Origin of the sequence: Niabella digestorum (genome assembly GCF_036409055.1) — a bacterium.
Lineage (GTDB): Bacteria > Bacteroidota > Bacteroidia > Chitinophagales > Chitinophagaceae > Niabella > Niabella composti.
The window spans coordinates 106,117-129,566 of sequence record NZ_JAZGLY010000009.1 but is presented as its reverse complement, the minus strand read 5'-3'; the positions used below and the strand labels follow the sequence as shown (position 1 = coordinate 129,566).

At 40.4% G+C, this 23,450-nt stretch carries 20 protein-coding genes; 11 read left to right on the top strand and 9 right to left on the bottom strand.

The genetic code is table 11. From position 1 onward, the window contains the following. Positions 1-142 precede the first annotated feature (142 nt). Positions 143-841 carry a response regulator transcription factor gene (locus V2H41_RS13340; protein WP_330975664.1) on the top strand — a complete coding sequence of 233 codons (699 nt, stop codon included), beginning with the start codon at positions 143-145 and terminating at the stop codon, positions 839-841. Positions 842-888: 47 nt separating this feature from the next. On the opposite strand, the gene ruvB is transcribed toward V2H41_RS13340, so the two are convergent. The 3 genes from ruvB to leuS all read right to left on the bottom strand — a co-directional run bounded on the left by ruvB (position 889) and on the right by leuS (position 6,460). Beyond that, a complete protein-coding gene (gene ruvB / locus V2H41_RS13335; protein WP_330975663.1) occupies positions 889-1,926 on the bottom strand; it encodes a Holliday junction branch migration DNA helicase RuvB in 1,038 nt (345 codons plus the stop codon). Between the two features lie 147 nt (positions 1,927-2,073). Beyond that, positions 2,074-3,360: an OmpA family protein gene (locus tag V2H41_RS13330; protein ID WP_330975662.1), complete on the bottom strand. Its 1,287-nt coding sequence runs from the start codon at positions 3,358-3,360 to the stop codon at positions 2,074-2,076. 286 nt (positions 3,361-3,646) lie between these two features. Then, positions 3,647-6,460 carry a leucine--tRNA ligase gene (gene leuS / locus V2H41_RS13325; RefSeq protein WP_330975661.1) on the bottom strand — a complete coding sequence of 938 codons (2,814 nt, stop codon included), beginning with the start codon at positions 6,458-6,460 and terminating at the stop codon, positions 3,647-3,649. A 205-nt stretch (positions 6,461-6,665) separates the two neighbouring features. Between leuS and V2H41_RS13320 the strand changes: the two genes are divergently transcribed. The 5 genes from V2H41_RS13320 (at position 6,666) to V2H41_RS13300 (ending at position 11,057) form a co-directional block, all read left to right on the top strand. After that, on the top strand, positions 6,666-7,535 hold the full coding sequence (locus tag V2H41_RS13320; RefSeq protein ID WP_330975660.1) for a cell division protein FtsX: 870 nt from the start codon (positions 6,666-6,668) through the stop codon (positions 7,533-7,535). A 62-nt stretch (positions 7,536-7,597) separates the two neighbouring features. Then, on the top strand, positions 7,598-7,843 hold the full coding sequence (locus tag V2H41_RS13315; protein WP_330975659.1) for a DUF3098 domain-containing protein: 246 nt from the start codon (positions 7,598-7,600) through the stop codon (positions 7,841-7,843). 81 nt (positions 7,844-7,924) lie between these two features. Beyond that, entirely contained in the window at positions 7,925-8,740 is an 816-nt protein-coding gene (locus V2H41_RS13310) for an undecaprenyl-diphosphate phosphatase (RefSeq protein WP_330975658.1), read from the top strand. A gap of 52 nt (positions 8,741-8,792) precedes the next feature. Beyond that, positions 8,793-10,112, top strand: coding sequence for an MFS transporter (locus V2H41_RS13305; protein ID WP_330975657.1), 1,320 nt, complete (start codon positions 8,793-8,795; stop codon positions 10,110-10,112). Positions 10,113-10,196: 84 nt separating this feature from the next. After that, a complete protein-coding gene (locus V2H41_RS13300; RefSeq protein ID WP_330975656.1) occupies positions 10,197-11,057 on the top strand; it encodes an MBL fold metallo-hydrolase in 861 nt (286 codons plus the stop codon). A 58-nt stretch (positions 11,058-11,115) separates the two neighbouring features. Here the strand turns inward: V2H41_RS13300 and V2H41_RS13295 are convergent, their stop codons facing one another. The 4 genes from V2H41_RS13295 to V2H41_RS13280 all read right to left on the bottom strand — a co-directional run bounded on the left by V2H41_RS13295 (position 11,116) and on the right by V2H41_RS13280 (position 15,032). Then, a complete protein-coding gene (locus V2H41_RS13295) occupies positions 11,116-11,637 on the bottom strand; it encodes a DUF2911 domain-containing protein (RefSeq protein ID WP_330975655.1) in 522 nt (173 codons plus the stop codon). Between the two features lie 141 nt (positions 11,638-11,778). Beyond that, positions 11,779-12,438 (bottom strand): YceI family protein, encoded by a 660-nt coding sequence (locus tag V2H41_RS13290; RefSeq protein ID WP_330975654.1) that lies wholly within the window; start codon positions 12,436-12,438, stop codon positions 11,779-11,781. Between the two features lie 181 nt (positions 12,439-12,619). Further along, the gene (locus V2H41_RS13285; RefSeq protein WP_330975653.1) at positions 12,620-14,332 is read right to left on the bottom strand and encodes a M3 family oligoendopeptidase; all 1,713 of its coding nucleotides are present in this window, start codon (positions 14,330-14,332) and stop codon (positions 12,620-12,622) included. 97 nt (positions 14,333-14,429) lie between these two features. Next, positions 14,430-15,032 carry a DUF5606 family protein gene (locus V2H41_RS13280; RefSeq protein ID WP_330975652.1) on the bottom strand — a complete coding sequence of 201 codons (603 nt, stop codon included), beginning with the start codon at positions 15,030-15,032 and terminating at the stop codon, positions 14,430-14,432. 212 nt (positions 15,033-15,244) lie between these two features. Between V2H41_RS13280 and V2H41_RS13275 the strand changes: the two genes are divergently transcribed. From V2H41_RS13275 to V2H41_RS13255, 5 genes are all read left to right on the top strand, one after another. Beyond that, positions 15,245-18,148: a TonB-dependent receptor gene (locus V2H41_RS13275; protein ID WP_330975651.1), complete on the top strand. Its 2,904-nt coding sequence runs from the start codon at positions 15,245-15,247 to the stop codon at positions 18,146-18,148. A 62-nt stretch (positions 18,149-18,210) separates the two neighbouring features. Beyond that, positions 18,211-18,774: an RNA polymerase sigma factor gene (locus V2H41_RS13270; RefSeq protein WP_330975650.1), complete on the top strand. Its 564-nt coding sequence runs from the start codon at positions 18,211-18,213 to the stop codon at positions 18,772-18,774. A gap of 39 nt (positions 18,775-18,813) precedes the next feature. Beyond that, positions 18,814-19,143: a hypothetical protein gene (locus V2H41_RS13265; RefSeq protein ID WP_330975649.1), complete on the top strand. Its 330-nt coding sequence runs from the start codon at positions 18,814-18,816 to the stop codon at positions 19,141-19,143. Continuing rightward, positions 19,143-19,643 carry a hypothetical protein gene (locus V2H41_RS13260; protein ID WP_330975648.1) on the top strand — a complete coding sequence of 167 codons (501 nt, stop codon included), beginning with the start codon at positions 19,143-19,145 and terminating at the stop codon, positions 19,641-19,643. Before V2H41_RS13265 ends, V2H41_RS13260 begins: the two co-directional genes overlap by 1 nt. A 47-nt stretch (positions 19,644-19,690) precedes the next feature. Continuing rightward, positions 19,691-20,098 (top strand): hypothetical protein, encoded by a 408-nt coding sequence (locus tag V2H41_RS13255; protein ID WP_330975647.1) that lies wholly within the window; start codon positions 19,691-19,693, stop codon positions 20,096-20,098. 2 nt (positions 20,099-20,100) lie between these two features. On the opposite strand, the gene V2H41_RS13250 is transcribed toward V2H41_RS13255, so the two are convergent. Then, positions 20,101-21,264 (bottom strand): hypothetical protein, encoded by a 1,164-nt coding sequence (locus V2H41_RS13250; protein WP_330975646.1) that lies wholly within the window; start codon positions 21,262-21,264, stop codon positions 20,101-20,103. Between the two features lie 234 nt (positions 21,265-21,498). Further along, complete coding sequence (locus V2H41_RS13245) at positions 21,499-23,439, bottom strand: glycoside hydrolase family 97 protein (RefSeq protein WP_330975645.1); 1,941 nt, start codon at positions 23,437-23,439, stop codon at positions 21,499-21,501. Positions 23,440-23,450: the final 11 nt, after the last annotated feature.

Sequence of the window (23,450 nt, the reverse complement as noted above, 5' to 3'; positions counted from 1 at the left end):
TTACAAATTAAACTAAACTGCAAGAAATCTGTTATATATAATTACGTACTAATCTTTTAACAAAAAATTGGTTGCCGTTTTTTAATGCATTAAAAAGCATTAACTTTATTTGTAATCAAAGTATCATACAAAACAGAAAATAATGGAAGCAAATAAACCACACATCCTATTATGCGAAGATGATCCTAATCTGGGTAACGTTTTAAAGAACTATTTAGAGTTGAACGATTACAATGTTACGCTGGAAAGGGATGGTCGATTAGGTCTGGCAGCGTTTCAGAGAGAGAAATTTGATCTCTGCCTGCTCGATGTGATGATGCCCCATATGGATGGTTTTACACTAGCGGAAGAGATTCGTGATATCGATCCGGATGTTCCGCTGTTCTTCCTCAGTGCCAAAACTATGAAAGAAGACATTATTCAGGGATACAAACTGGGCGCTGACGATTATATTACCAAGCCTTTCGATAGTGAAGTGTTATTAATGAAGATTAAGGCCATTCTAAAACGCAATGAAGAACTCAATAAGGAAAACGAAAATAAAGAATACCAACTAGCGGGTTATCATTTCAATCCCAAGTTGCGTCAGCTAACTTTCAACGGTCGTACACAAACACTTTCTCCTAAAGAAAACGAACTACTGAAAATGCTGGCAGAACACCTGAACGACCTGTTGCCTCGTGAACAAGCATTGAAAAAAATATGGGGTAGCGACACTTACTTCAACGGACGTAGTATGGACGTATACATAGCCAAGCTGCGTAAGTATTTAAAAGACGATGATAAAATAGAGATCGTGAATATCCATGGTAACGGATTCCGACTCGTGGTACATCCGTAAAAATTATTTATACATAAAAAAGCCCGGGCATTGTCCCGGGCTTTTTATTAAAAATCCAATTGTAAAGTCACCCCACTTCCTGCACCCGGTTTCTTTCCCAAATGCTCATATGCTTTAGCCGTTACCTCTCTACCCCGTGGAGTTCGTTGTAAGAAACCTTCCTGTATCAAAAATGGTTCATATACTTCCTCAATGGTGCCTGGCTCTTCACCAACCGCAGTGGCAATGGTACTAATTCCCACCGGACCTCCTTTGAATTTTTCTATAATACAAAGCAAAATACGATTGTCCATTTCATCCAGCCCGTATTCATCTACATTCAATGCTTTTAAAGCATGTTGGGTAATACCCAAATCTATCACTCCATCGTTCAGCACTTGTGCAAAATCTCGTACGCGACGTAATAAGCCATTCGCAATACGTGGCGTAGCACGGCTACGGGCAGCTATTTCACGGGCAGCCCTTTCATCGATCTTCACATCCAGTATACTTGCAGAGCGCATTACTATTTTCTGAAGCGTATCTACAGGATAATACTCCAAACGAGATTTTATGGCAAATCGAGATAATAATGGCGCCGTGAGCAATCCACTGCGAGTGGTAGCCCCGATAAGTGTAAAAGGATTTAAGGATAATTGAATGCTGCGGGCATTAGGGCCGCTATCAATAAGTATGTCCAATCGATAATCTTCCATGGCTGCATACAGATACTCTTCTACCACCGTACTCAAACGATGGATTTCATCGATAAACAATACATCGTTCGGCTCTAATGATGTAAGCAGTCCTGCCAGATCGCCGGGCTTTTCGATAACCGGACCACTGGTTTCCTTAATGTTTACCCCCAATTCATTGGCTACAATGCGCGATAGAGTAGTTTTTCCCAACCCGGGAGGCCCATGAAACAATATGTGGTCCAACGCCTCACCCCGAATTTTTGCAGCCTTGATAAAAATGGTAAGATTTTCTATCAGCTGGGGCTGCCCTGCAAATTCCTGTATATGAGCAGGGCGTATGGTATTTTCAAATTCCCTGTCTGCAGCACTCAGCCCTTCTTTATCTCTATTTAAATTAGGATTGCTCATTGTTCGTCAAAGATAACTAGGATTTGCAGTATAAGGTTTATAAAAAAATGATACATGATGCTGATACGTCACCGTCATCTGCTCCCATAAAAAAAAGCCGCTCCCCTCAAAGGTTGCGGCTTAAGTATTAGATTGGGTTTGTAAGTTTTACTTAGTAGCTACTTTCAGATCCACTCTTCTGTTCTGTGCGCGACATTCAGGAGTATCATTTGCCGGACATACCGGAAACTCTGGGCCATAACCTTCTGCTTCAACCACCTGATTGGCTGTGGCTCCCGCTTTGATCAACTCTTGCGCTACTATTTTAGCTCTTTCGGCAGATACTTTTTTATTAACCTGAGCATCGCCCGTATTATCGGTATACCCCCCTAATTTAATAGAAGCGGCAGGGAAGTTTTTAAGAATTGTAGCAATATTGCTTACCTGTGCGGCAGATTCGGCAGTAAGTATCGATTTACCGGTTTCAAAATATACACGATCCAGCACTATCCAGTTAGCAGATTTGTTTACTGTATCCACGGTAAATGCATCGTCGGTAAGCATTTTATATAATTTAGCTTCGGTACTGTTAGCGCCCACATTCAATACCGTACCGTCCGGCAGTTTGATCTCTATATTCGGTCCCACATCGTAGATATAATTGCCTGTAACCGTATCGAGTGTTCCTCCGGCAGTTACCGGTTCTGCTGCAGCGTCCGCCGTATCTTCAGTAATGGCATTACCCTCTACATTCTGATTACACCCCTTCCCTAATAGCCACCACAGCAACAAAACCAATGCAGCAAGTATCAACAATGGCCATAACCACTTGTTGCCTCCACCACTTTCTACATTTTTATAGGCCGATGATGCGGTATTCTGTAATCCTTCAACTGCTGCTTTAGCCGATTCGCCAATAGCTCCCAAGCCTAAAGTAGACGCAATAGTACCTAAGCCGGTAGGTAATGCGCTGAGTACATTATTTTTTTGTGAAGCAAGTAAATTTAAAAATCCTCCTGCATTCAAATTGTCATCCTGCGCCTTTTTTCCTAGTAATCCTAGTATTAAAGGCGTAATCATATTTAACAACGAAGAAGAAGAGGAAGATTTGATGCCGGCAAATTTGGATATAAGGTCTACTAGGGTATTGGACTGTCCTCCAAAAAGATTACCAACCCAGCCAGAACCTTTCGATAACAAATCTTGATTATCAAATAAAGAACCCAGATTACCTAACAATCCCGTATTGTTAGCTTCTTTAGCAGCATCCAGCAACTGTTGTGCACTGCTTTCCGATGCGGTACCTTTTGAAATAATACCGCCAAGAACGGATGGTATTAAACCCGAAAGCGCTTTGGAGACACCACCTTCATTTTCGCCCAGAAATGAGCTGGCTTTGGAGATAAGGTCTTGCGAAATGTAGTTTTTTACAAGATCTACGATGTTGATTGACATGGTAATGTTATTTAGGTTTTGAAATATTGAATCGCTTTGTATAAAAGCGCATGCAAGCCAATCGTTAAAACGTTTACTAGACTACTTCGATTTTCACAATAATCACGTCAATGTTTAAGACAACAGCTCATTCACGGCTAGCTCATATCAACATCCAATGCTCCTTTAAAGTTAAACAAAAAATGTTCGATTTAGGAAAATAAAAAATAGAAAACCGTCCCCTATATCAGAGAACGGTTTCAACTATGACCAGATTAACTATATAAACCGTTTGAGCAATTTTCACTTACACCACAATGTTGATCATTTTATTCTTTACATAAATGATCTTTTTAGGCGTCTTACCCTCAATCCATTTTTTCACCACTTCATTGGCCAATACCAGTGCTTCCACATCTTTCTGCTCCGCATCCAATGAAATATTCATAGTAGTGCGCATCTTACCGTTGATGGAAATGGGGTATTCCTTGCTGGTTTCCACTACATATTTCTCTTCAAACTTAGGATAAGGCGCATCCAATACAAACGTAGTGTTGCCCAGAGCATGCCACAGTTCTTCTGCTATATGGGGTGCATAAGGCGTGAGCATAATGAGCAATGGTTCCAAAATCGCTTTTTTATGGCTCTTTAAATCGGTTAGCTCATTCACCAGAATCATAAACGTACTTACAGCTGTATTAAAGCTGAACCGCTCGGTATCTTCTTCAATTTTTTTAATTGCTTTATGCAATACCTTGAGCTCTTCCGGTGTAGGCGCTTCGTCTTTCCAGATGGCTGTGGATGTTCCATCTGCATTTTCTTTATAGAACAAACGCCACAATTTCTTTAAAAAGCGGTGAACGCCTTCAATCCCTTTTGTATCCCAAGGTTTACTTAACTCTACCGGACCCAGGAACATTTCGTACATGCGGAAAGTATCTGCACCGTATTTGGCTACCAGATCATCAGGATTTACGGTATTGAATTTCGATTTGGACATTTTTTCAATTTCACTACCGCATATATATTTGCCATCTTCCAGGATAAAGGTTGCATCGGCAAACTCTCCGTTGCGCCATTTTTTAAAGGCCTCGATGTCCAATTCATAACCGTCGACGATATTTACATCTGTATGTATTTTATCTAGGGTGTTACCCTGATAAGTTCCGTCCTTATCAATCAAGCCATGCGATACAAACTGGTTAGTACCATGAATACGATATACAAAGCGGCTGTTGCCCTGTATCATTCCCTGATTAACCAATTTCTTGAACGGCTCATCAAAACCAATATAGCCCAAATCGTACAGCACTTTAGTCCACATGCGGCTATACAATAGGTGGCCTACTGCATGTTCGGTACCACCGATATACAGATCTACTTGGTTCCAGTAATCGGTTGCTTGGCGACTTGCAAACTCCTGTTCATTGTGAGGGTCCATATAGCGCAGGAAATACCAAGAAGAACCAGCATAACCGGGCATAGTATTGGTTTCCAGATTTTGGGCTATCCATTCCGGAATATTTGCTAGAGGACCTTGTCCTTCAGGACCCGGACTATAAGATTCCACATCAGGCAGGGTCAGCGGCAATTCTTTTTCATCCAGAGGGTAAGCGATACCGTTGACCCACTTAATCGGGAAAGGCTCTCCCCAATAACGCTGACGACTGAAGGCGGCATCACGCATTTTATAATTCACTTTACGCTGACCGATACCACGCTTTTCTACTTCTTCAATCACTTTCTCCATAGCCTCGCGCATAGGTACGCCATCCAGAAAACCAGAGTTGCTTAGCACGGCATCCTTGGTAGGATTAGCTTCTTTCCCGTTAAAATGCTCGCCGATAATATTGGTGATAGGAATATTGAAATGTTGGGCAAACTTAAAGTCGCGCTCATCGCCACAAGGAACGGCCATTACGGCGCCAGTTCCATAGCCAGCCAACACATATTCACTGATCCAAATAGGCACTTCCCTGCCGTTAAAGGGATTAATAGCATACGCTCCGGTAAAGGCGCCGGTGATTTTCTTTTCCGACATACGCTCCCTTTCACTACGGCTTTTTACATAGGCGATGTATGCTTCTACCTCAGCTCTTTGTGCTTCGGAACATATATCCAGAATATAATCCAACTCAGGTGCCAGTACACAGAAGTCCACCCCAAAAATGGTATCAGGACGGGTGGTATACACCACAAAGCTGTCTACCTTGGATTGTGTACTCTTAATTTTGAAGGTGATTTCAGCACCATAACTTTTGCCAATCCAGTTGGTTTGCATTTCCTTCATCGCATCGCTGAAATCTACGGTTTGCAAACCCTGCAACAATCTATCTGCATACTCCGTAATACGCAGATACCACTGCCGCAATTTTTTCTTCACTACGGGGTAGCCGCCACGTTCGCTCACCCCGTTTACCACCTCATCATTGGCCAGTACGGTTCCTAAAGCCTCGCACCAGTTTACTTCGCCATAGCCGCAATAGGCCAATCGGTATTCCATTAAAATAGATTGCTGTGTGGCTTCATCAAATGATTGCCACTGTTCAGCAGTGAAGGTGGTGCCTCCGGTTCCCGGAATCTGATATTTATCGTTAGGAATAGGATGATTGGCGTTCCCTTCCTGCTCAAAAGCCTTAATCAGTTCGGTAATCGGCTCGGCTTTCTGTTTTTGTCTGTTATAGAAAGATTTGAATAACTGTAGAAAAATCCACTGTGTCCATTTGTAATATTTGGGGTCGCTCGTACGCACCTCGCGGCTCCAGTCGTAGCAAAAACCGATATTGTCCAGCTGCCTGCGAAATGTTTCGATATTTTTTGCCGTAGAAACGGCAGGATGAATGCCGTGTTCGATAGCATATTGCTCGGCCGGCAAACCAAAGGCATCATAGCCCATGGGGTGCAGCACATTATATCCTTTCAGTCTTTTATAGCGAGCATAAATATCACTGGCAATATAGCCCAACGGATGTCCTACGTGCAAGCCGGCTCCACTAGGATAAGGAAACATATCCAGCACATAATACTTGGGCTTACTGCTGTCGTTGGCAACCTTATAAGCATTGTTTTCTTTCCAAATCTGTTGCCATTTCTTCTCTATCGAACTAAAATCGTACTCCATCACTATTTATTGAATTAATTTTATACCAATCATGCGACAAAAAGGTATTATCCCAAACCTTGTCCCTATTGCCTTATTCTACAAAAAACAGGCATTTTGTATCATAAATTAGTACCTGCTTTTTGCATGGCGGCAAATTTAAGCATTGTAGGTGTGAATACCCTAAATTTGCCAGTCTTGTAGTATTTTAGTAAAAGGTACCATTATGTCGAAAAAAACAAAAGCAGTAAAAAGGGGTAAAGCTTCATACTTTATGAGTATTTTGGGCGTAACCCTAGTGCTTTTTCTGCTAGGGGTGATAGGCTGGCTGGTGATTAATACCCGTACTTTGGGAGAACATTTTAAGGAAGAAGTAGAAGTGAATGTGTACCTACGCGAACCATTGGCAAAATCAGACAGTGCTGACCTGGTGAACTACATTGCCGCTCAGCCTTACATAAAAGAATATATATTTACTACCAAAGAAATGGCCAAAGCCCGGTATCTAGCCGATGGCAATGAAAGCTGGGAAGGCATTCTAACGGAAAACCCACTGCCCCAAAGCATTGACTTTAAGGTAAAATCGGAGTACTTACACCCGGATACACTTTTGAATATTAAACAAGATTTGGAAAAACAGACCTATGTCACCGAAGTGAAGTATCCTGAACTGCTGGTAGGTGGTCTGGATAGTAAAATAAAAGTAGTAAACTGGGTATTGGTGGGCCTGTCATTGATATTGCTTTTGGCTGCCATTGTACTCATCGATAATACTATTCGCCTAGCTATGTTTAGCAACCGATTTACCATCAAAACCATGCAAATGGTAGGTGCTACCCGCTGGTTTATCACCAAACCGCTGGATATAAGGGCTATTATTAACGGTGCTATTAGTGGGGCCATTGCCATTATAGCTGTGCTACTGGTAATCAGAGCAGCTAAAAAAATGATTCCCGAGCTGAGCGTGATACAAAACAATACACAACTGACCTTTCTGTTCTTGGGCATGATGGTATTGGGTATTCTGATAACCCTTATCAGCACTCATACCAGCGCCTTGAAATACCTGAAGAAAAAGCTGGACGACCTATATTAATGAAAATCTAACATTTATTTTGAAAAACAATCCTAATATTGCAACATATTAAACCGACAAAAATGGCTGAAAACAACATACCCCCAGCAATGTTTGGCAAAAGCAATTATGTATGGATGCTCATCGGAGCCATTGTTATTGCTCTGGGCATGCTTTTGATGGTCGGAGGAAAAAGCGATGACCCGGCTGTATTTAATGCGCATGAAGTATATAGTACCCGACGCATCACCATTGCTCCCATTGTAATTCTTATAGGGCTTGCAATAGAAGGTTACGCAATATTTAAAAATACCACATCGAAGCAATAATCCATCTTCGAGTGCCGTTATTCATAAATTTATCGGGCGATGCTATAAAACGTATCGCCTGTTTTTTTACAAATCTGTATTATGAGCATTATTGAAGCAATTATTATAGCGATTGTTGAAGGACTTACCGAATACTTACCTGTTTCCTCTACGGGACATATGATTATCACCAGCTCGTTTATGGGCATCGAAAAGGACGAGTTCACCAAGCTGTTTGAAGTAGCAATTCAGCTGGGCGCCATTATGGCCGTAGTAGTTTTATACTGGAGAAAATTCTTTGACTTTAGCCGCTGGCAGTTTTATGTGAAGCTGATAATAGGTGTCATTCCGGCACTGATATTAGGTGCATTATTCTCCGATAAAATTGATGCCATGCTGGAAAGTCCTACCACCGTGGCCGTATCTTTATTGCTGGGCGGTGTTGTGTTATTATTTATTGATAAAGCTTTTAATCACCCCACTATCCATAGCGAAAATGAAATCACTTATAAACGCGCCTTTCTAACAGGTCTTTGGCAGTGTATTGCCATGATTCCCGGTGTAAGCCGCAGTGCCGCTTCTATTATAGGTGGTATGCAACAAAAGTTTACCCGCAATATTGCAGCTGAGTTTTCCTTCTTTCTTGCAGTTCCTACCATGGCGGCCGCCACTTTATACTCTTTATTCCTGAAAAAATGGAGCGATGGCACCATCAAAGGGTACGAACTGATTTTACAGTCTCAGGATAATACGATTGCTTTTATCATTGGAAATGTAGTAGCTTTTGTAGTATCTATTATTGCTATTAAGTTTTTCATTAACTATCTGAAGAAATACGGCTTTAAGATATTTGGCTGGTATCGTATCATTGCAGGAGTTATTTTATTAGTACTGATTTATCAGGGTATCATCGGTTGATGAAAAAGCTTGCTATTATAACCGACTCCGCATAATTGTTTATTTTTAGTAAATGGCAGAAGGAAAAGTTATTACAGCTTCCAAGAAAGTTACGAATGGCTGGGCCATGTACGATTGGGCCAACAGCGTTTACAATCTTGTTATCACTACTACTTTTTTTCCTATTTACTTTCTAGCCGTTACAGGAAGCAATGACCAAGAGCATAAAGTAACTTTTCTGGGTAGGGAATTTGTCAATTCTTCTCTCTACGATTACATACTGGCGGTAGCCTATCTAATTATCGCCATTTTGTATCCTATTCTTACTTCTATTGCAGATACAAGAGGTAATAAGAAAAACTTTATGCGCTTTTTCTGTTATATGGGCGCAATAGGATGTAGCGCATTGTTCTTTTTTAAATCAGATACACTTCTGTTAGGCGTTATTGCATTTATGATGGCAGCCATGGGATATGTAGGCAGTCTGGTATTCTACAACGCTTATCTGCCCGAAATTGCAGCACCTGAAGATAGGGACCGCATTAGTGCCAAAGGTTATGCTTACGGATATATAGGCAGTGTATTAATGCAGATTGTGGGATTTGTATTGGTAATGACGATGAGCGATCCGGGACTCGCCACGCGCATCACTTTTTTATTGGTGGGTATTTGGTGGTTTGCATTTGCACAAATCACTTTTGCTGCATTACCCCAATCCAATGTTGTACAGACTAAAAAAGGTAATGTCATTCAGGAAGGGTTTCAAGAAATGAAAAAAGTGTATGACCAAGTCAAACACATGCCCATACTGAAACGCTTTCTGCGCGGCTTTTTTTTCTATAGCATGGGGGTACAAACCGTAATGCTGGCTGCTACTATATTCGGAAGCAAATTGCTGGGACTACCCGATACAAAACTGATCGTTACCGTTGTACTCATTCAGTTGGTAGCCATACTGGGAGCTTGGGGTATGTCACGTCTTTCGGCAATTTACGGCAACCTAAAAGTGCTCATGGGCGTAATCGTATTCTGGATTATTATCTGTATACTGGCGTATTACACAGCAGGTGTCGCCGAAAAAGGGATCAATGCCGAATATCATTTTTACATCTTGGCCCTACTAGTAGGCTTGGTTATGGGGGGCATTCAATCCTTAAGCCGATCAACCTATTCCAAGCTTATGCCCGATACAAAAGATACTGCATCATTTTTCAGTTACTACGATCTTACCGAAAAACTGGCTATCGTAATTGGTATTTTTACATTTGGCCGTATTGAAGAAATCACGGGCACGATGAAAAACTCAGTATTATCACTCATCGTTTTCTTTGCAATAGGACTAGTATGGCTGTACTCGGCCCTATATAAGCAAAAACAAACTCAAACAGCCTAATGGCTACCATCAATCTTTTGTAACTTTATTCCAGCATCAATTATTATCTGAATAAATCAGTCCGGAAAATTTAAACCCAATACATTGAAACTTTATTCTATCAATCACGGATATTTCAAGCTGGATGGAGGTGCTATGTTTGGCGTTGTTCCTAAAAGCATTTGGAACAAACTCAACTCTGCCGACGAAAACAATATGTGCACTTGGGCTATGCGTTCTTTGTTAATAGAAGATGGTGAGCGCCTCATATTAGTGGATGCCGGTATGGGTGATAAACAAAGTGAAAAGTTTTTCAGCTTTTATTATTTACATGGAGATGATTCGCTGGACAAAGGCCTTGCGGCACACGGCTTCCACCGTGATGATATAACCGATGTTTTTCTAACACACTTGCATTTTGATCATTGTGGCGGTGCGATTAAAAAAGAAGGCGAACAACTAATACCTGCATTCAAAAACGCAACTTTCTGGAGTAATGAGCGCCATTGGAAGTGGGCTACCGAACCCAATCCACGCGAGAAAGCTTCTTTTCTCAAAGAAAATATACTGCCTATACAAGAAAGTGGTCGATTACAATTTGTAAACGATAGAAAGGATCAACAAAATGCATTAGCCCTCGCTCATTTTACCAAGCAGGTGCAGGTGCGTTTTGCAGATGGACATACCGACTCCATGATGTTGCCCCAGTTGGAATATAAGGGAAAGACTATTGTGTTTATGGCAGACCTGTTGCCTTCGATAGGCCATATTCCGCTTCCTTATGTAATGTCATATGATACTAGGCCGTTGCTTTCAATGATGGAGAAAGAGGTTTTTCTGAAGGAAGCTTTAGAGCGCGAGTATATTCTTTTCTTTGAGCACGACCCTGTAAATGAATGTTGTACCCTTACTCAAACTGAAAAAGGTATCAGAGCAAAAGAAATCTTCCGGTTATCGGATATATAAAAAAATACCCGCCTTATGTAGGCGGGTAAATATATCTTCACTTAAAAGTATCGTTCGCTTACTTTACGTTAAAGCTCACTTTATAATCTCCCCAAAGCAGTGTTACTACTCCTTCCTTACTGATAGTAAAGGTGAGTGTTTCTGCAAAAGATTCCGCTTTTTGAGAAGTAACGTGAACACGTAAAGCATCATCAGCCTGTTTGTACTTAAACGCACCAAACTGATCCCATGTTTTATTGAAGATAATGGTCCAATCATCGCCATCTACCAAAGTAAACAATGCATATTTACCCGCCGGCAATGCTTTGCCCTCGACGGTAACATCTTTGCTTACTTCGAATACAGTAGCCTTATTAGCTCCAGTACGCCATACCTGACCGGGAAGTGGTTCCAAATCTTTGCCAATAGTTCTACCTCTTACTGAAGGACGGCTGTAATTAATAGTAATTACCGTACCATTACTCAGTTCCTCACTCACAGTAGCAGGCGGGCTTTTGGGTGCCGGTGCATTCTGTTTTTCTTGAGCATTTACGAAAAACAGTGCAACTAGACCGAATATCAATAAAACTAACTTTTTCATACGCTTAAATTTAAACAGGTTGACTAAAACAGGCCTTCAGATTTTTTAAAAATAAACAAATACGGCCATTTTTTCTTCAACCAAAGAGTACAAATAGTCTGCCAAAGACGTAATATGGCCGGGCTAAAAGCAGCTGCTGTCTTATTTTACAGCTGTAATCTCAAAGTTGATATTTACTTCGGGTCTGATAAATTTATCACCTAAAGATTTATCATTACCGTATGTTAAATTCCACTGAGTACGGTCGATATTGAAGTTTGCCTTAGCAGAAACAGATGTAGGAGTTACATTAATAATAGCCGGGAAGGATACATTCTTAGTAACATCTTTCAGAGTTAAGTTACCTTTAATGATATTAGTGGCTCCTTCCAGCACCAATGCGTTAGTACTATCTGCAACATAATCTTCTACAGCTGTAATTTCAAAAGTAGCTGTAGGAAATTTTTCGGCATCCAGAAAATCAGCAGACAATAAATGTCCTTTTAAATTAGTAGTACCGGTAGTATCTGCATCGGTAATAACAAGACTGTTGATATCAAACACCAGTCTACCACCGCTTACACCAGTACCGTCTTTTACAAAGATTTCACCTTCTTTTACCAAGAATTTACCGGAGTGAGCTCCTACGGGTTTTGTCCCTATGAAGTTTACAGACTGAGTAGTATCTACCTTATAGGCCTCGCCTTCTGCAGCAGCAACATCCTGAACATCTTCGGTTTTAGCCTCATCGGCTTTGGGGGCAGAATTACAAGAAGCAAATACAATAGCAGCAATAATAGGTAATGCAAATATTTTCTTCATACACAATTTGTTTTTTTGTTTACTATGATTTCTTATTAAAAGGTAATAACAAGGGACGATGAAAAATGTTCAATTACTGAATATATAAAAAATTCCGATTTAAGCGATTATTACTCCAAATCGGAATTTTTAAATCTATTAATGCAAATCTTAAAAACTTGTTATCAACGAGTTACTGGCATTAAAGACTTTCCATTTCTGCTTTTACAAAATTCATCAACTCTTTAATATAGGCCGGCGATAAATCAAATTTTAGACCGGCTGCTTCAAAAAGCTGTGGTAAAGGACGGGTGCCTCCTAAGCTCAGCCCCTGAATATAGTTTTGCAAAGCAAGTTGCTTGTCCTTCTTAAACTGCTGCCATAACCCAATAGCTCCTAACTGTGCAATACCATATTCAATATAGTAGAAAGGCACTTCAAATAAATGCAGTTGCCTTTGCCAACTGTATTGTCTGTAAGACTCTAAGCCGCTTACATCCAAACTTTCGGGAGTAAACTCATCGAGAATACGCACCCATTGCTGCATTCTTTCCTCATGAGTGTGCTGAGGGTTTTCATACACCCAGTGTTGGAATTTATCAATAGTAGCAATCCATGGGAAAACGGTAATAACTCTTTCCAATTGCTGTTCCATGGCTCTTTTCAGCTCCTCTTCTTTATCAAAAAATACATTCCATTCGCTCATACTAAACAGCTCCATACTCATACTCGCGACCTCGGCAAACTCGGTAGGATATTCTTTAAATCCGGTCAACGGTAAGGAGTGAGAAAGGAAAGAATGCACGGCATGCCCGCCTTCGTGTACCATTGTCACCACATCATTCAATGTTCCGGCCGCATTCATAAAGATGAAAGGTGCACCGGTTTCTGCCAGCGGACAGTTATAGCCTCCGGGAGCTTTACCCTTGCGGCTTTCTAGATCCAGCCTTTTCAGCTCGTCCATCTTCTTGAGGCAATCGCCAAAAAACGGATTCAATTTATTAAAACAGCTGATGGTTTTTTCGAGCAACTCTTTACCGGAGGTAAATGGCTTTAATGGTGTAACACCTGCAGGCTCGGCATCCACATCCCAAGGACGCAAGGTGTCTACCCCTAATTTGGCTCTTTTCTTTTTGTAGATCTCATCTACGATAGGCAGTACGTGCTGCTTTACCGCTTCGTGAAACTGAAAACAGTGCTCTTTGGTGTAATCAAAGCGGGCCAGCTCAACAAAGCGATAGTCGCGATAATTGTCATAACCCGCATTCAAAGCCACCTGATGCCTTTTCTTAAGCAATGAATCGTATAGAGCATTCAATGCATCTTTGTCGGCCAACCTTCTTTCCGCAATTTTACGATATACTTCTTCCCGTAGATTTCTGTCCGGATCTTCCAGAAACTTGGCAGCCTGCTGCAAAGTATACTCATTCCCTCTTACCGTTACGGTCATCTTACCGCTGATAACTCCGAATTGTTGCGCCTCGACAGCTAATTCTGAGTGTAGAGGAATATTTTCTTCGCGGAAGAGATCGATATTCTTTTTTACATTTCTCAGATAGGTAACATGAGCAGGATCCTTCAGCTCTTTAGTAAACGAACAATTTATTAGCTTACGGTTCAGCTGATCGGAGTAGGGTTGCATCTTGGGCTGGATTTCCATCATAAAATAATTGAAACTCTCAGCCAACTGCGGATTTTCGGTATCACAAGTCATTTTAATCTGTCTCCAGCAGGCCTCTTCACTTACTACAGCTTCCAACTCGCTTAAGTCTTTCAACCACTGCTCCAGTTCCTGTAAGGAATTAAGAGGCCGCTCCAGAAGTTCTTTAAAATAGGGTTCAAGCGCATTCCAGTCAGTAATGCTGAAATCCGCTGGTAAAAAATGTCTTGGAATAGGCTGTATATCTGCTGTCATAATTTAATTAGAGTTTCTTTACAAAGAAAGTCTGTAATCGGAAAGATGAAGCTCGTTCCTCACTACAGACTTTCGACTTATCGCACTATAAAAAATACTATTCAGATTTTTTCTTAGCTGCTGCTTTCTTCTTAGCAGGTGCTTTTTTAGGAGCCGCGCTTTTTTCATCTGCATCGGAAGCTTCTGCCGCTTTTTTTGCAGCCGCTTTTTTGGGTGCTGCTTTTTTCTTTTCTTTTACCGGTTCTTCAGCCGCTTTTGTTTCGGCAGCTGCCGCCTGAGATGCCTCTTCTTGGGGTTCCTCAGCTGATTCATCCAACTGGGTGAGTTTTATTTCTACATTATTGCTTTTCAAGATATCGAACCACTTTACAATTTTCTTCATGTCGCTGTTGTAAACGCGGTCGAAATCCATATCGGGATACACTTTTTCAAAGTAAGCACGGAGTGCTTTGGCATCTTTTACATCAGGCAAGGGACTTCCGTCCTTTTCCATTGCGTTAAACACTTCTACCAAATTCACATTCTCCCCTTTAGTATAGATTTCAATACTCTCCAAGTGTGAAAACTGGTGAATACGGGCAGATGCAAACTTGGTAGTCTTGTCCTGTAAAGAGCGTACAATAGCTCCGTCCTGTTTACTACTTATCAACTCATACAGGCCTGGTAACCCTGTAACCGCAACTAACTTGTTATACTCCATAATTAAAATAAAACGTTGAATGGCGCAAGATAAATATTTATTGCATTATGGCCGATATTTTAATTTTTATCTTCTACCTTGAGCCAGAATATATTAAAATCTTACATAATAATTAAAAATTGTATTTTAACAGTTTATATTGCATTTTATGACAGAAAAACGAAAGTTTACGTGGATTTCATCGTCCAACTGAGCTAATAATAATTTTTTTTATGAGGATTCTTGGACTTATATCTTCTTTATTGTTTTTTGTAACGATTTGCCAGGCACAGACCATTAAAGGAACACTTATGGACCCGGTAGAAGGGGTCGTTGTAAGAAATGCAACCGTAAAACTGCTTAACCCATTGGATAGCAATACTATAAAAAGTACGCTTTCCGACACTTCCGGAACTTTTATTTTCAACAATATTGAAAAAGGAAATTATTTACTGCACGCTACATCGGTAGGTTTTGAACCGCTTTTTATGTCGCTGGCATTAACGGACGAAAAACCGGCTCTCGATTTAGACGACGTATATATACCCAAGAAAACTACCACCTTAGAAGGTGTTGTAGTGGTAGCTTCGGCACCCGCCGTATCTCAGAAAGGAGATACTACACAATTCAGCGCCAGTCATTTTAAGGTAAACCCCGATGCGACAGTAGAAGACCTGATTAAAAAAATGCCGGGAATTACCGTAGACCGAAGCGGGAATGTAACAGCACAAGGAGAACAGGTAAGAAAAGTAACTGTAGACGGAAAGGAATTCTTCGGTGACGATGCCACAATGGCTCTAAGAAATCTTCCTGCAGAAGTGATTGACAAAATTCAGGTGTTTGACAGACTGAGCGACCAAGCCCAGCTTACCGGCTTTGATGACGGTAACTCAATGAGAGCCATTAACATAGTTACCAAAGGTGGCGTCAGCAACAATGGGCAGTTTGGTCGTATTTATGCCGGTTATGGTACCGACCAACGTTACCAGGCAGGAGGTAATGTAAGCTTCTTTAACGGAGATCGCCGTATCTCTCTGGTAGGTAATTTCAACAATGTGAACCAACAAAACTTTGCCACACAGGATTTGCTGGGCGTTACGAGTAGTGGGCGTGGTGGAGGCTTTGGAGGCGGTCGAGGAGGTGGAGGCTTTGGAGGTGGCTTCGGTGGATTTGGTAGCGCCGGCAATTTTATGGTAGGCGTACAACCAGGCATCAATAAAACCAACGCCTTTGGTATTAACTATGGCGATAAATGGGGCAAAAAAATTGATGTGTCTGCCAGCTATTTCTTCAACAATAGTAATACCCTGAATGAATCTTCTACATTTGGACAAACTACTATCAGCCCCGACTCTGTACTATATACCGGTAACAAATATATTAGTAATGCCAATAATAATAACCACCGGTTTAACATGCGATTGGAATATAAAATAGACTCCAACAATACTATTTTTATTATTCCGTCTCTCAACTTTCAAAACAACAACTCGGCTTCTGAAAACTCTAGCTACTCTTATTATGATCAGACCGACTCTATTAATAACGCGGCCGGAAGAAACAGCTCTCACCGCAACGGGTACAATATCAATAATAATATTATGTACCGAAGAGCGTTTGCTAAAAGAGGCCGTACTTTGGCTGTAAGCTTACAAACTTCTTGGAACAAAAACGATGGGTACTCATACAACTATAACCAACTAAGATATTATCAGCCTGTATTAACTGACTCGCTACTGGACCAATATCGCTACAATAATACAAATGGTTCGAGAATTTCAGGGAGAATCTCCTATACCGAACCCGTAGGTAAAGAAGGACAGTTTGAGTTTCAGGTAGAACGTCAGGTACAGAAAAATAATGCAGATCAGCGTACTTATGATTTCGATGGTACTGCATACACCATTTTCCAGCCAGAATTTTCCAACGAGTTTGACAATACCATTTCCACCAACAGAGGAGAACTCAACTATCGTTTAGGACGTAGTAGAGATAATCAAATATCTGTGGGAGTTGAATTCCAAAATTCGAAACTGGAGAGCGATCGCATATTTCCTACAGCCACCTCTGTAAATCAAGAATTTAATGCAATATTGCCCAATATGCGGCTGATGAAAAAGGTAGGAGCCAACAGTAATATTAGAATTTTCTATCGAGCTAGAACCGACTTCCCATCCATTTCACAATTACAGGATGTAGTAACCATTTCCAGCTCCAACCTGAATGTAAGTACTGGAAACCCCGCCTTGAAACAATCGTATACACATTTCGGTTCTTTCAGGTATTCCTATACAAACAGAAGAACCAATAATAGCTTCTTCGCCAATATATTCGGGCAAATTACCAATAACTACATCACTACCGCTACTTATATTCCTAGAGCAGACTCTGTAATTCAGGATGGAATTGTAGTGAAACGAGGATCGCAGTTCTCAAAACCAATAAACCTTAACGGTTATAAGCAGATAAGCTCCTATTTTGTATATAGTTTCCCTATATCTGCTTTAAAATCCAATATCAATCTTAATGCAGGCGTTAATTATACTGACCGTCCGGGACTGATTAACTATTTGGAAACTAAAACCACCACTACCGCTATAAATGGAGGGGCTGTGTGGAGCAGTAATATCAGTGAGTACATAGACTTTAATCTTTCGTACAATGCCAATTTCAATAACACTAAAAGTACTGCCAATAATACCAACAACCGTTATGTGAATCAGCAGGGTGGTGTATTCGTAAACCTACTGAGCAAAAACGGCTGGTTTATTCAAAATGATGTAAACTATCAAAGTTATACCGGTCTTTCTCAAGGCTTGAATCAGTCGTTTTGGCTGTGGAATGCAGCAGTGGGTAAGAAATTCCTGAAAAATAACGCCGCAGAGTTGAAACTTTCAGTATTCGATCTTCTCAAACAAAATCAGAGCATATCAAGAACCATCAATGCTAACTATATCGAGGATGCCCAAAGCAGGGTACTGCAACAGTATTTTATGCTTACCTTTACGTATAGTTTAAGAAATTTTGGAAAAGGAAGATCTTCTTCCAACAATACTATGGGAGACAGATCGGACTGGAGACAAGGACCTCCGCCCGGAATGATGCCCGGAGGGATGAGACATGGACCAATGTTTTAAGGGTTAACTGATTAAAAGGTTAAAAAAATGTAGTAATATCGCTGCCAAATAATCAAAACTTGGTGAGCGAACAAATACTAGTTGAGGAGCTTAAGCGAGGAAGCAATGAGGCTTTTAAGACTATTGTAGACACTTACCAAGATATGATCTACAATACCTGCCTTAGCATCGTGAAAAATGAAGAAGATGCCGAAGATTTAGCTCAGGAGGTATTTGTACAGGTATACCAATCCATACATACCTTCAAGGGAGAGTCGAAGCTCTCCACCTGGTTATATAGGATTGCTACCACAAAATCGCTGGATCACGAACGTAAGAAAAAGAGAAAAAAACGGTTTGGATTTATAAAAAGTATTTTCGGAGAAGATGCACAAGTAGAGGTAAACCCTCCGGATTTCAATCATCCGGGCATATTGCTTGACAAAAAAGAAAAGGCCACAGCATTGTTCAAAGCCGTAGATAAATTGCCTGAAAATCAGCGAATTGCGTTTATACTAAGTAAAATTGAAGGATTAAGTTATCAGGAAATCAGTGAAGTAATGGAAACAACCGTTTCGGCAGTAGAATCGCTGCTTCACCGTGCCAAAAACAATCTAAGAAAGATATTAGAAAACAGTAACCAGTGATAACAGACAGAAAATATTAAAAACGACGTCAAATATCGTATGAAAACATCAGAAATAGAAGAAATATTAAACAGCTTTGACGGCATTACGCGTGCAAAAGCCAAACCCTTTATGTATACAAGGGTTATGGCTCGGCTTCAGGAGGAAAACAGTTTCTGGAGCAGGACAACACGTATTTTAAGTAGGCCGGCCATCGCATTTATTAGTTTAGTTATTATTGTTCTGATTAATGTTTTTTCTATTATCAAAGCCAACAGTATTGTAAACGAGCAGGAGGAGATAACATCATTTGTACATAATACTTCCGCCGTCGAGGTACTACAAAATGATAATTTTATATTAGCAGTAAACGACGTTAATACGTATTAATGAATAACAATCGTTCAAAAAATAAGGTACTTGTTTTTATCATCTTACTGCTCCTGATTACCAATTTTGCAGTACTAGGGTACTTTTTATTCTTCAGAACTGGCAAAGCCCCTGAAAAGAATAAGTTCAGAGACTTTACCGCAGTCCTGCAAAAAGAAGTAGGTTTTAATGATCAGCAAGTGGCTCAGTTTAATGAATTAAAGAAGGGAAACTGGCAGCAAGCTTTGGATAAAATGCAGGAAATCATACAAATTAAGAACACCATTTTTGAACTTTCCAAGCAGGACAATACTCCCGACTCGATAATTGAAAGGCTGGCCGATTCCATCGGCACACTACAAAGAGAAGTGGAAATCAATGTCTACAAACATGTAGTTGCCACCCGAAAAATTTGTACTGCTGACCAAGTACCTGCTTATGACTCATTAATTAAAAGGATTATAAACAGAGGCCGCATGGGAAGACCCAGTGAAGCACCACATCGGAAATCAGAAAAATAACAATGCAACCTTTGGGAGATTTTTTCTTCTTACAATAAAGGCTTAAGATGAAAAGCAAAGCATTTATTCCGGTATTGGTTCTGATATTCACTATTTGGGGAACAACTGCATTTGCTCAGAAAAATAATGATAGCAAGAAAATCAAAGAGAAGGTAGATAAAACCCTCACTCAATTGGACGAACACCTGAAGCTAGAAAAGTCTAAGCGTAATGCAGTAGAGGGTATTTTTACAGAATTTTACACCAAACAGCAGCAACTCAAGAATAATATACAGGGACCGGCATCCGGATTAGGACAGGGTTTAACCAGCCAAAATTTTCAAAGCATTCGTAAACAAAACGAAACCCTAGTGAATCAAAGAGATGCACAATTGAAAAAAGAGCTCTCCGAAGGTCAATATAAAAAATGGAAGACCGAAGTAGAGCCTACTTTACGTTTTGGCCGGAAAAAATAAATCTAACGTATTTGCAGCAAATGCAGGATATCAGTTCCAACTAAACTTTCGTGCTCTTGTACAATCGCAAGGCGCTGGCTATCTTTTGCCCATACTATTGTATAAATTTCTCTCTCCGGGATATTAATTTTTGCTCGTCGCATCGTTATGAGGTTCAACAAAAAAGCCTCTTTCCCTTCTGTTATATACACCATATATGTTCCATTGGGACTTAAATAACTTTTTACATAATTATGCTGTAATAGAGTGCGGCGTATTAGTCGATTATCTTTATAAGTCTGTACATACACGGTGTCTTCGGGCAGTAGGAGCTCGTCATCAAGAAATATAATTTCATTTTTATCGTTAAACCCAATTTTATTATCCAAAAGCGTGAACCTCCGAATACCAAAGTCTTGCAAAGTATCCTTCTCTGTCAATAGCAGATGTAAATACTCGTTGGCCATGCCTCTCCCTGTATCTGTAGGGCTGTACAAAGTATAAGCGAGTTGATTGTTGATAAGATAAGCTTCACCCATTAACTCATATAACCGATATTTAATACCGGGCAGACGAATAATGGATGTTTTTTTAGTTTGTAGATCTACCTGGTTGAAAGAAATGCCCGCTCCATAAGGACCATTGACTTTTGTGCCTATTTTATAAACCACTTTCATTGAATCGAGGAAGAAAGGGTCCATTAAGTAATTATTGCTCAACGGCTTGGCTACTGCTTCTGCATGCTGTGCGGATTTATCAAAGACTTTAATTTCATTGCCCTGGTATGCTTCGGCATATAAAGGGTCGCCTTTCTTCAAAGTTTTTACCTGATAAGCATAGGCAATTTTTTTATCATCCTTTGAATATGCAGGATCCCATCCGTAATCTATTAATGTTAGTTTTTTGTTTTTATCCAGAATGCAGATCACGGGGTCGTAGAACCGATCGGACGTGCCGGCAGATAGATAATTCTTGAACACCCCTCTAAAAAATGAAGATGCTTGCACAGTACTATCTTTTCCACTTAACCGGCGTACAAAAGCCACTTCAGCATTGGAATGCGCAATTGTCGGATTCAAAATATAATAGCCTTGCTGATACCATTGCCACAGGATTTCGACTCTTGGTGTTTGCGCCTGCACAGATACCGACCACAACAACGCCAACACATAAACGTAAAATTTCATCGTAAATATTTGCAATTCAGTATTAAAAACGAAAAAACAGGGAAAATATTATCCTCCTTTTATTATAAAGACGTTTTTATGCCATTCAACGTTTAATATGAATTGACTTTTAACATTTAAGGCACTTATAAGATATAATAAACATAAAAAGCCGCCCCTTATGGGGCGACTTAAACGTAGCATCAAACATTTGCTACCAATAGCTATGCATCACAAAAAATCCTAAAGCGTTATTTATCGGATCACAAAGCCACCCTTAGGTTGTATTTCTATTTTCACCTGACCGTTTTTTCCTACAGTAAGTGGTTTTATGAATGTGTTGCCATCCCTGTCGTCATTTATAATAGTGTATTTACCATTAGGTGTTAATGGCAACTGCAGCGTGAGGGTTTTAGTTTGCTCCTCGGCATTTACACCGGCTATATACCATTTGTTTTTATGACGACGAGCAATTACCACATATTTTCCGGGATAACCATCTAGATATAACGTTTCATCCCAAGTAGTAGGCACTTCCTTCATAAAATCGATTTCGAAGGACGGTACATCGGTAAGATTATTAGGTGTAAGTCCAAAATTTTGTACAGGATTCTGAAACAACACTGCAGTTGCAAGTTGAAAGCCATCGGTGGTAAGACGTTTGTTGCGATTTTTATTTTCTCTTACTAAATATTTGTTCAGCAACACTCCGCCATACTCCATGCTACCCACCGTATTTCTGATAAACGGATGCAGCGTAGCAAAGAAAGCTTCAGCTTCTCTCACCCCTTGTGAGAAGATGAGCATTTCAGAAGCGATTACGGCTTCGCTGCCCACATAGTTGGGAAACATTCTCTCCCATCCGCGAGGCAGTGTACATCCGTGGAAAATAATCATCAGCCCATAATCATTAGCATCGGAAAGAATATCTTCATAAAGCCGCATGGTTTCCTGCTTATCGCCTCCGAAGAAGTCAACCTTCAACCCTTTCACACCTACCTCACGAAGCCATTGCATTTCTTGCTTTCTTTCTATAGATGTATTCATTCTGTTTCTTGGTCCTTGTGGAGCGTCATTAAAAGCACCGTTAGAATTATACCAGAGAAATACACCTACATTTTTAGAACGAGCATAATTGATCAACTCTTTCATTTTTTCCTTGCCCAAATTCGTATCCCATAAAGCATCAATCAATATATACTCATAGCCCAGTGCTGCGGCAAGGTCGATATATTTTACCTGGTCCTCATAATTCATACTGTTATCCTGCCATACGATCCAGCTCCAGGTAGAGCGGCCATACTCGTATTTACGTGATGGTTCATAAAGTGGATCTACTACATCAAAAGGAATAGTGGTTTCTACAATAGGCTTCAGATTGGCTCCTACCGTAATGGTACGCCAAGGTGTAACACCGGGTAGCCCTACTGCAGCTCCTGTGGATCCGAATCCGTTGTTCTGACGCATATCAGGGAAAGCGACGGTATATACGGTATCCTCTGTAGGATCGCTAAGATGAGAGGCACAATACAAGCTGCGTACTCCGGTTTCAGAAACCAGCACCCAGCCATCGTTTCCTATCTTAAATAAGGCAGGAAAAACATACCCCTGATTATTGCGTGTCTTTTTACCTAATGGAGCATCCGCTTCATAACCGCTTTCGTAGCTAGGTGCTGTTCTTGCAAATCCCGTCATAGGAGACATCATGGATGAAAGAAAACTTGTTGCATAAGAAGGGAATTTAAAGCCTGTAGCTTCTTTTTCTACCACACAGCTCCTGCGTTCACCCCATGTAGGCAGTTCATAACGGAAAGCAATATCATTATTGCTCACTTGAAATCTTACAGAAATTTGATGGCCTTTAGCATTTTCGAAAGTACATGTGAGTACATTGGCCTGATAATCTATCTCAGATTTTTTGATTTTATCCTGATGATATTTTTTCGATACAACATCCTCCTTCTGGCTTACCCATTTCATATTGGTTGAAAAATCTCCTTCATTGGTAATTAAACCCAGAGGAGATGGCTGCAGCATCTGCTTATCATTATAAAAAACACTATACACAGGCTTTCCCTCTACTACAGCTACTTCAACCTTTAGCCGTTTATCGGGACTGAGCACTGCAGATGATTGTGCAATGCAAGTAGTTAGAAACAATAAAAAAGATGTAGAGAATACTATTTTTTTAAACATGGGTGCTTTGT

Coding starts and splice junctions, on each gene's coding strand:
- V2H41_RS13340 (WP_330975664.1), top strand. CDS start 143: ATGGAAGCAAATAAACCACACATCCTATTATGCGAAGATGATCCTAAT.
- ruvB (WP_330975663.1), bottom strand. CDS start 1,926: ATGAGCAATCCTAATTTAAATAGAGATAAAGAAGGGCTGAGTGCTGCA.
- V2H41_RS13330 (WP_330975662.1), bottom strand. CDS start 3,360: ATGTCAATCAACATCGTAGATCTTGTAAAAAACTACATTTCGCAAGAC.
- leuS (WP_330975661.1), bottom strand. CDS start 6,460: ATGGAGTACGATTTTAGTTCGATAGAGAAGAAATGGCAACAGATTTGG.
- V2H41_RS13320 (WP_330975660.1), top strand. CDS start 6,666: ATGTCGAAAAAAACAAAAGCAGTAAAAAGGGGTAAAGCTTCATACTTT.
- V2H41_RS13315 (WP_330975659.1), top strand. CDS start 7,598: ATGGCTGAAAACAACATACCCCCAGCAATGTTTGGCAAAAGCAATTAT.
- V2H41_RS13310 (WP_330975658.1), top strand. CDS start 7,925: ATGAGCATTATTGAAGCAATTATTATAGCGATTGTTGAAGGACTTACC.
- V2H41_RS13305 (WP_330975657.1), top strand. CDS start 8,793: ATGGCAGAAGGAAAAGTTATTACAGCTTCCAAGAAAGTTACGAATGGC.
- V2H41_RS13295 (WP_330975655.1), bottom strand. CDS start 11,637: ATGAAAAAGTTAGTTTTATTGATATTCGGTCTAGTTGCACTGTTTTTC.
- V2H41_RS13290 (WP_330975654.1), bottom strand. CDS start 12,438: ATGAAGAAAATATTTGCATTACCTATTATTGCTGCTATTGTATTTGCT.
- V2H41_RS13285 (WP_330975653.1), bottom strand. CDS start 14,332: ATGACAGCAGATATACAGCCTATTCCAAGACATTTTTTACCAGCGGAT.
- V2H41_RS13280 (WP_330975652.1), bottom strand. CDS start 15,032: ATGGAGTATAACAAGTTAGTTGCGGTTACAGGGTTACCAGGCCTGTAT.
- V2H41_RS13275 (WP_330975651.1), top strand. CDS start 15,245: ATGAGGATTCTTGGACTTATATCTTCTTTATTGTTTTTTGTAACGATT.
- V2H41_RS13265 (WP_330975649.1), top strand. CDS start 18,814: ATGAAAACATCAGAAATAGAAGAAATATTAAACAGCTTTGACGGCATT.
- V2H41_RS13260 (WP_330975648.1), top strand. CDS start 19,143: ATGAATAACAATCGTTCAAAAAATAAGGTACTTGTTTTTATCATCTTA.
- V2H41_RS13255 (WP_330975647.1), top strand. CDS start 19,691: ATGAAAAGCAAAGCATTTATTCCGGTATTGGTTCTGATATTCACTATT.
- V2H41_RS13250 (WP_330975646.1), bottom strand. CDS start 21,264: ATGAAATTTTACGTTTATGTGTTGGCGTTGTTGTGGTCGGTATCTGTG.
- V2H41_RS13245 (WP_330975645.1), bottom strand. CDS start 23,439: ATGTTTAAAAAAATAGTATTCTCTACATCTTTTTTATTGTTTCTAACT.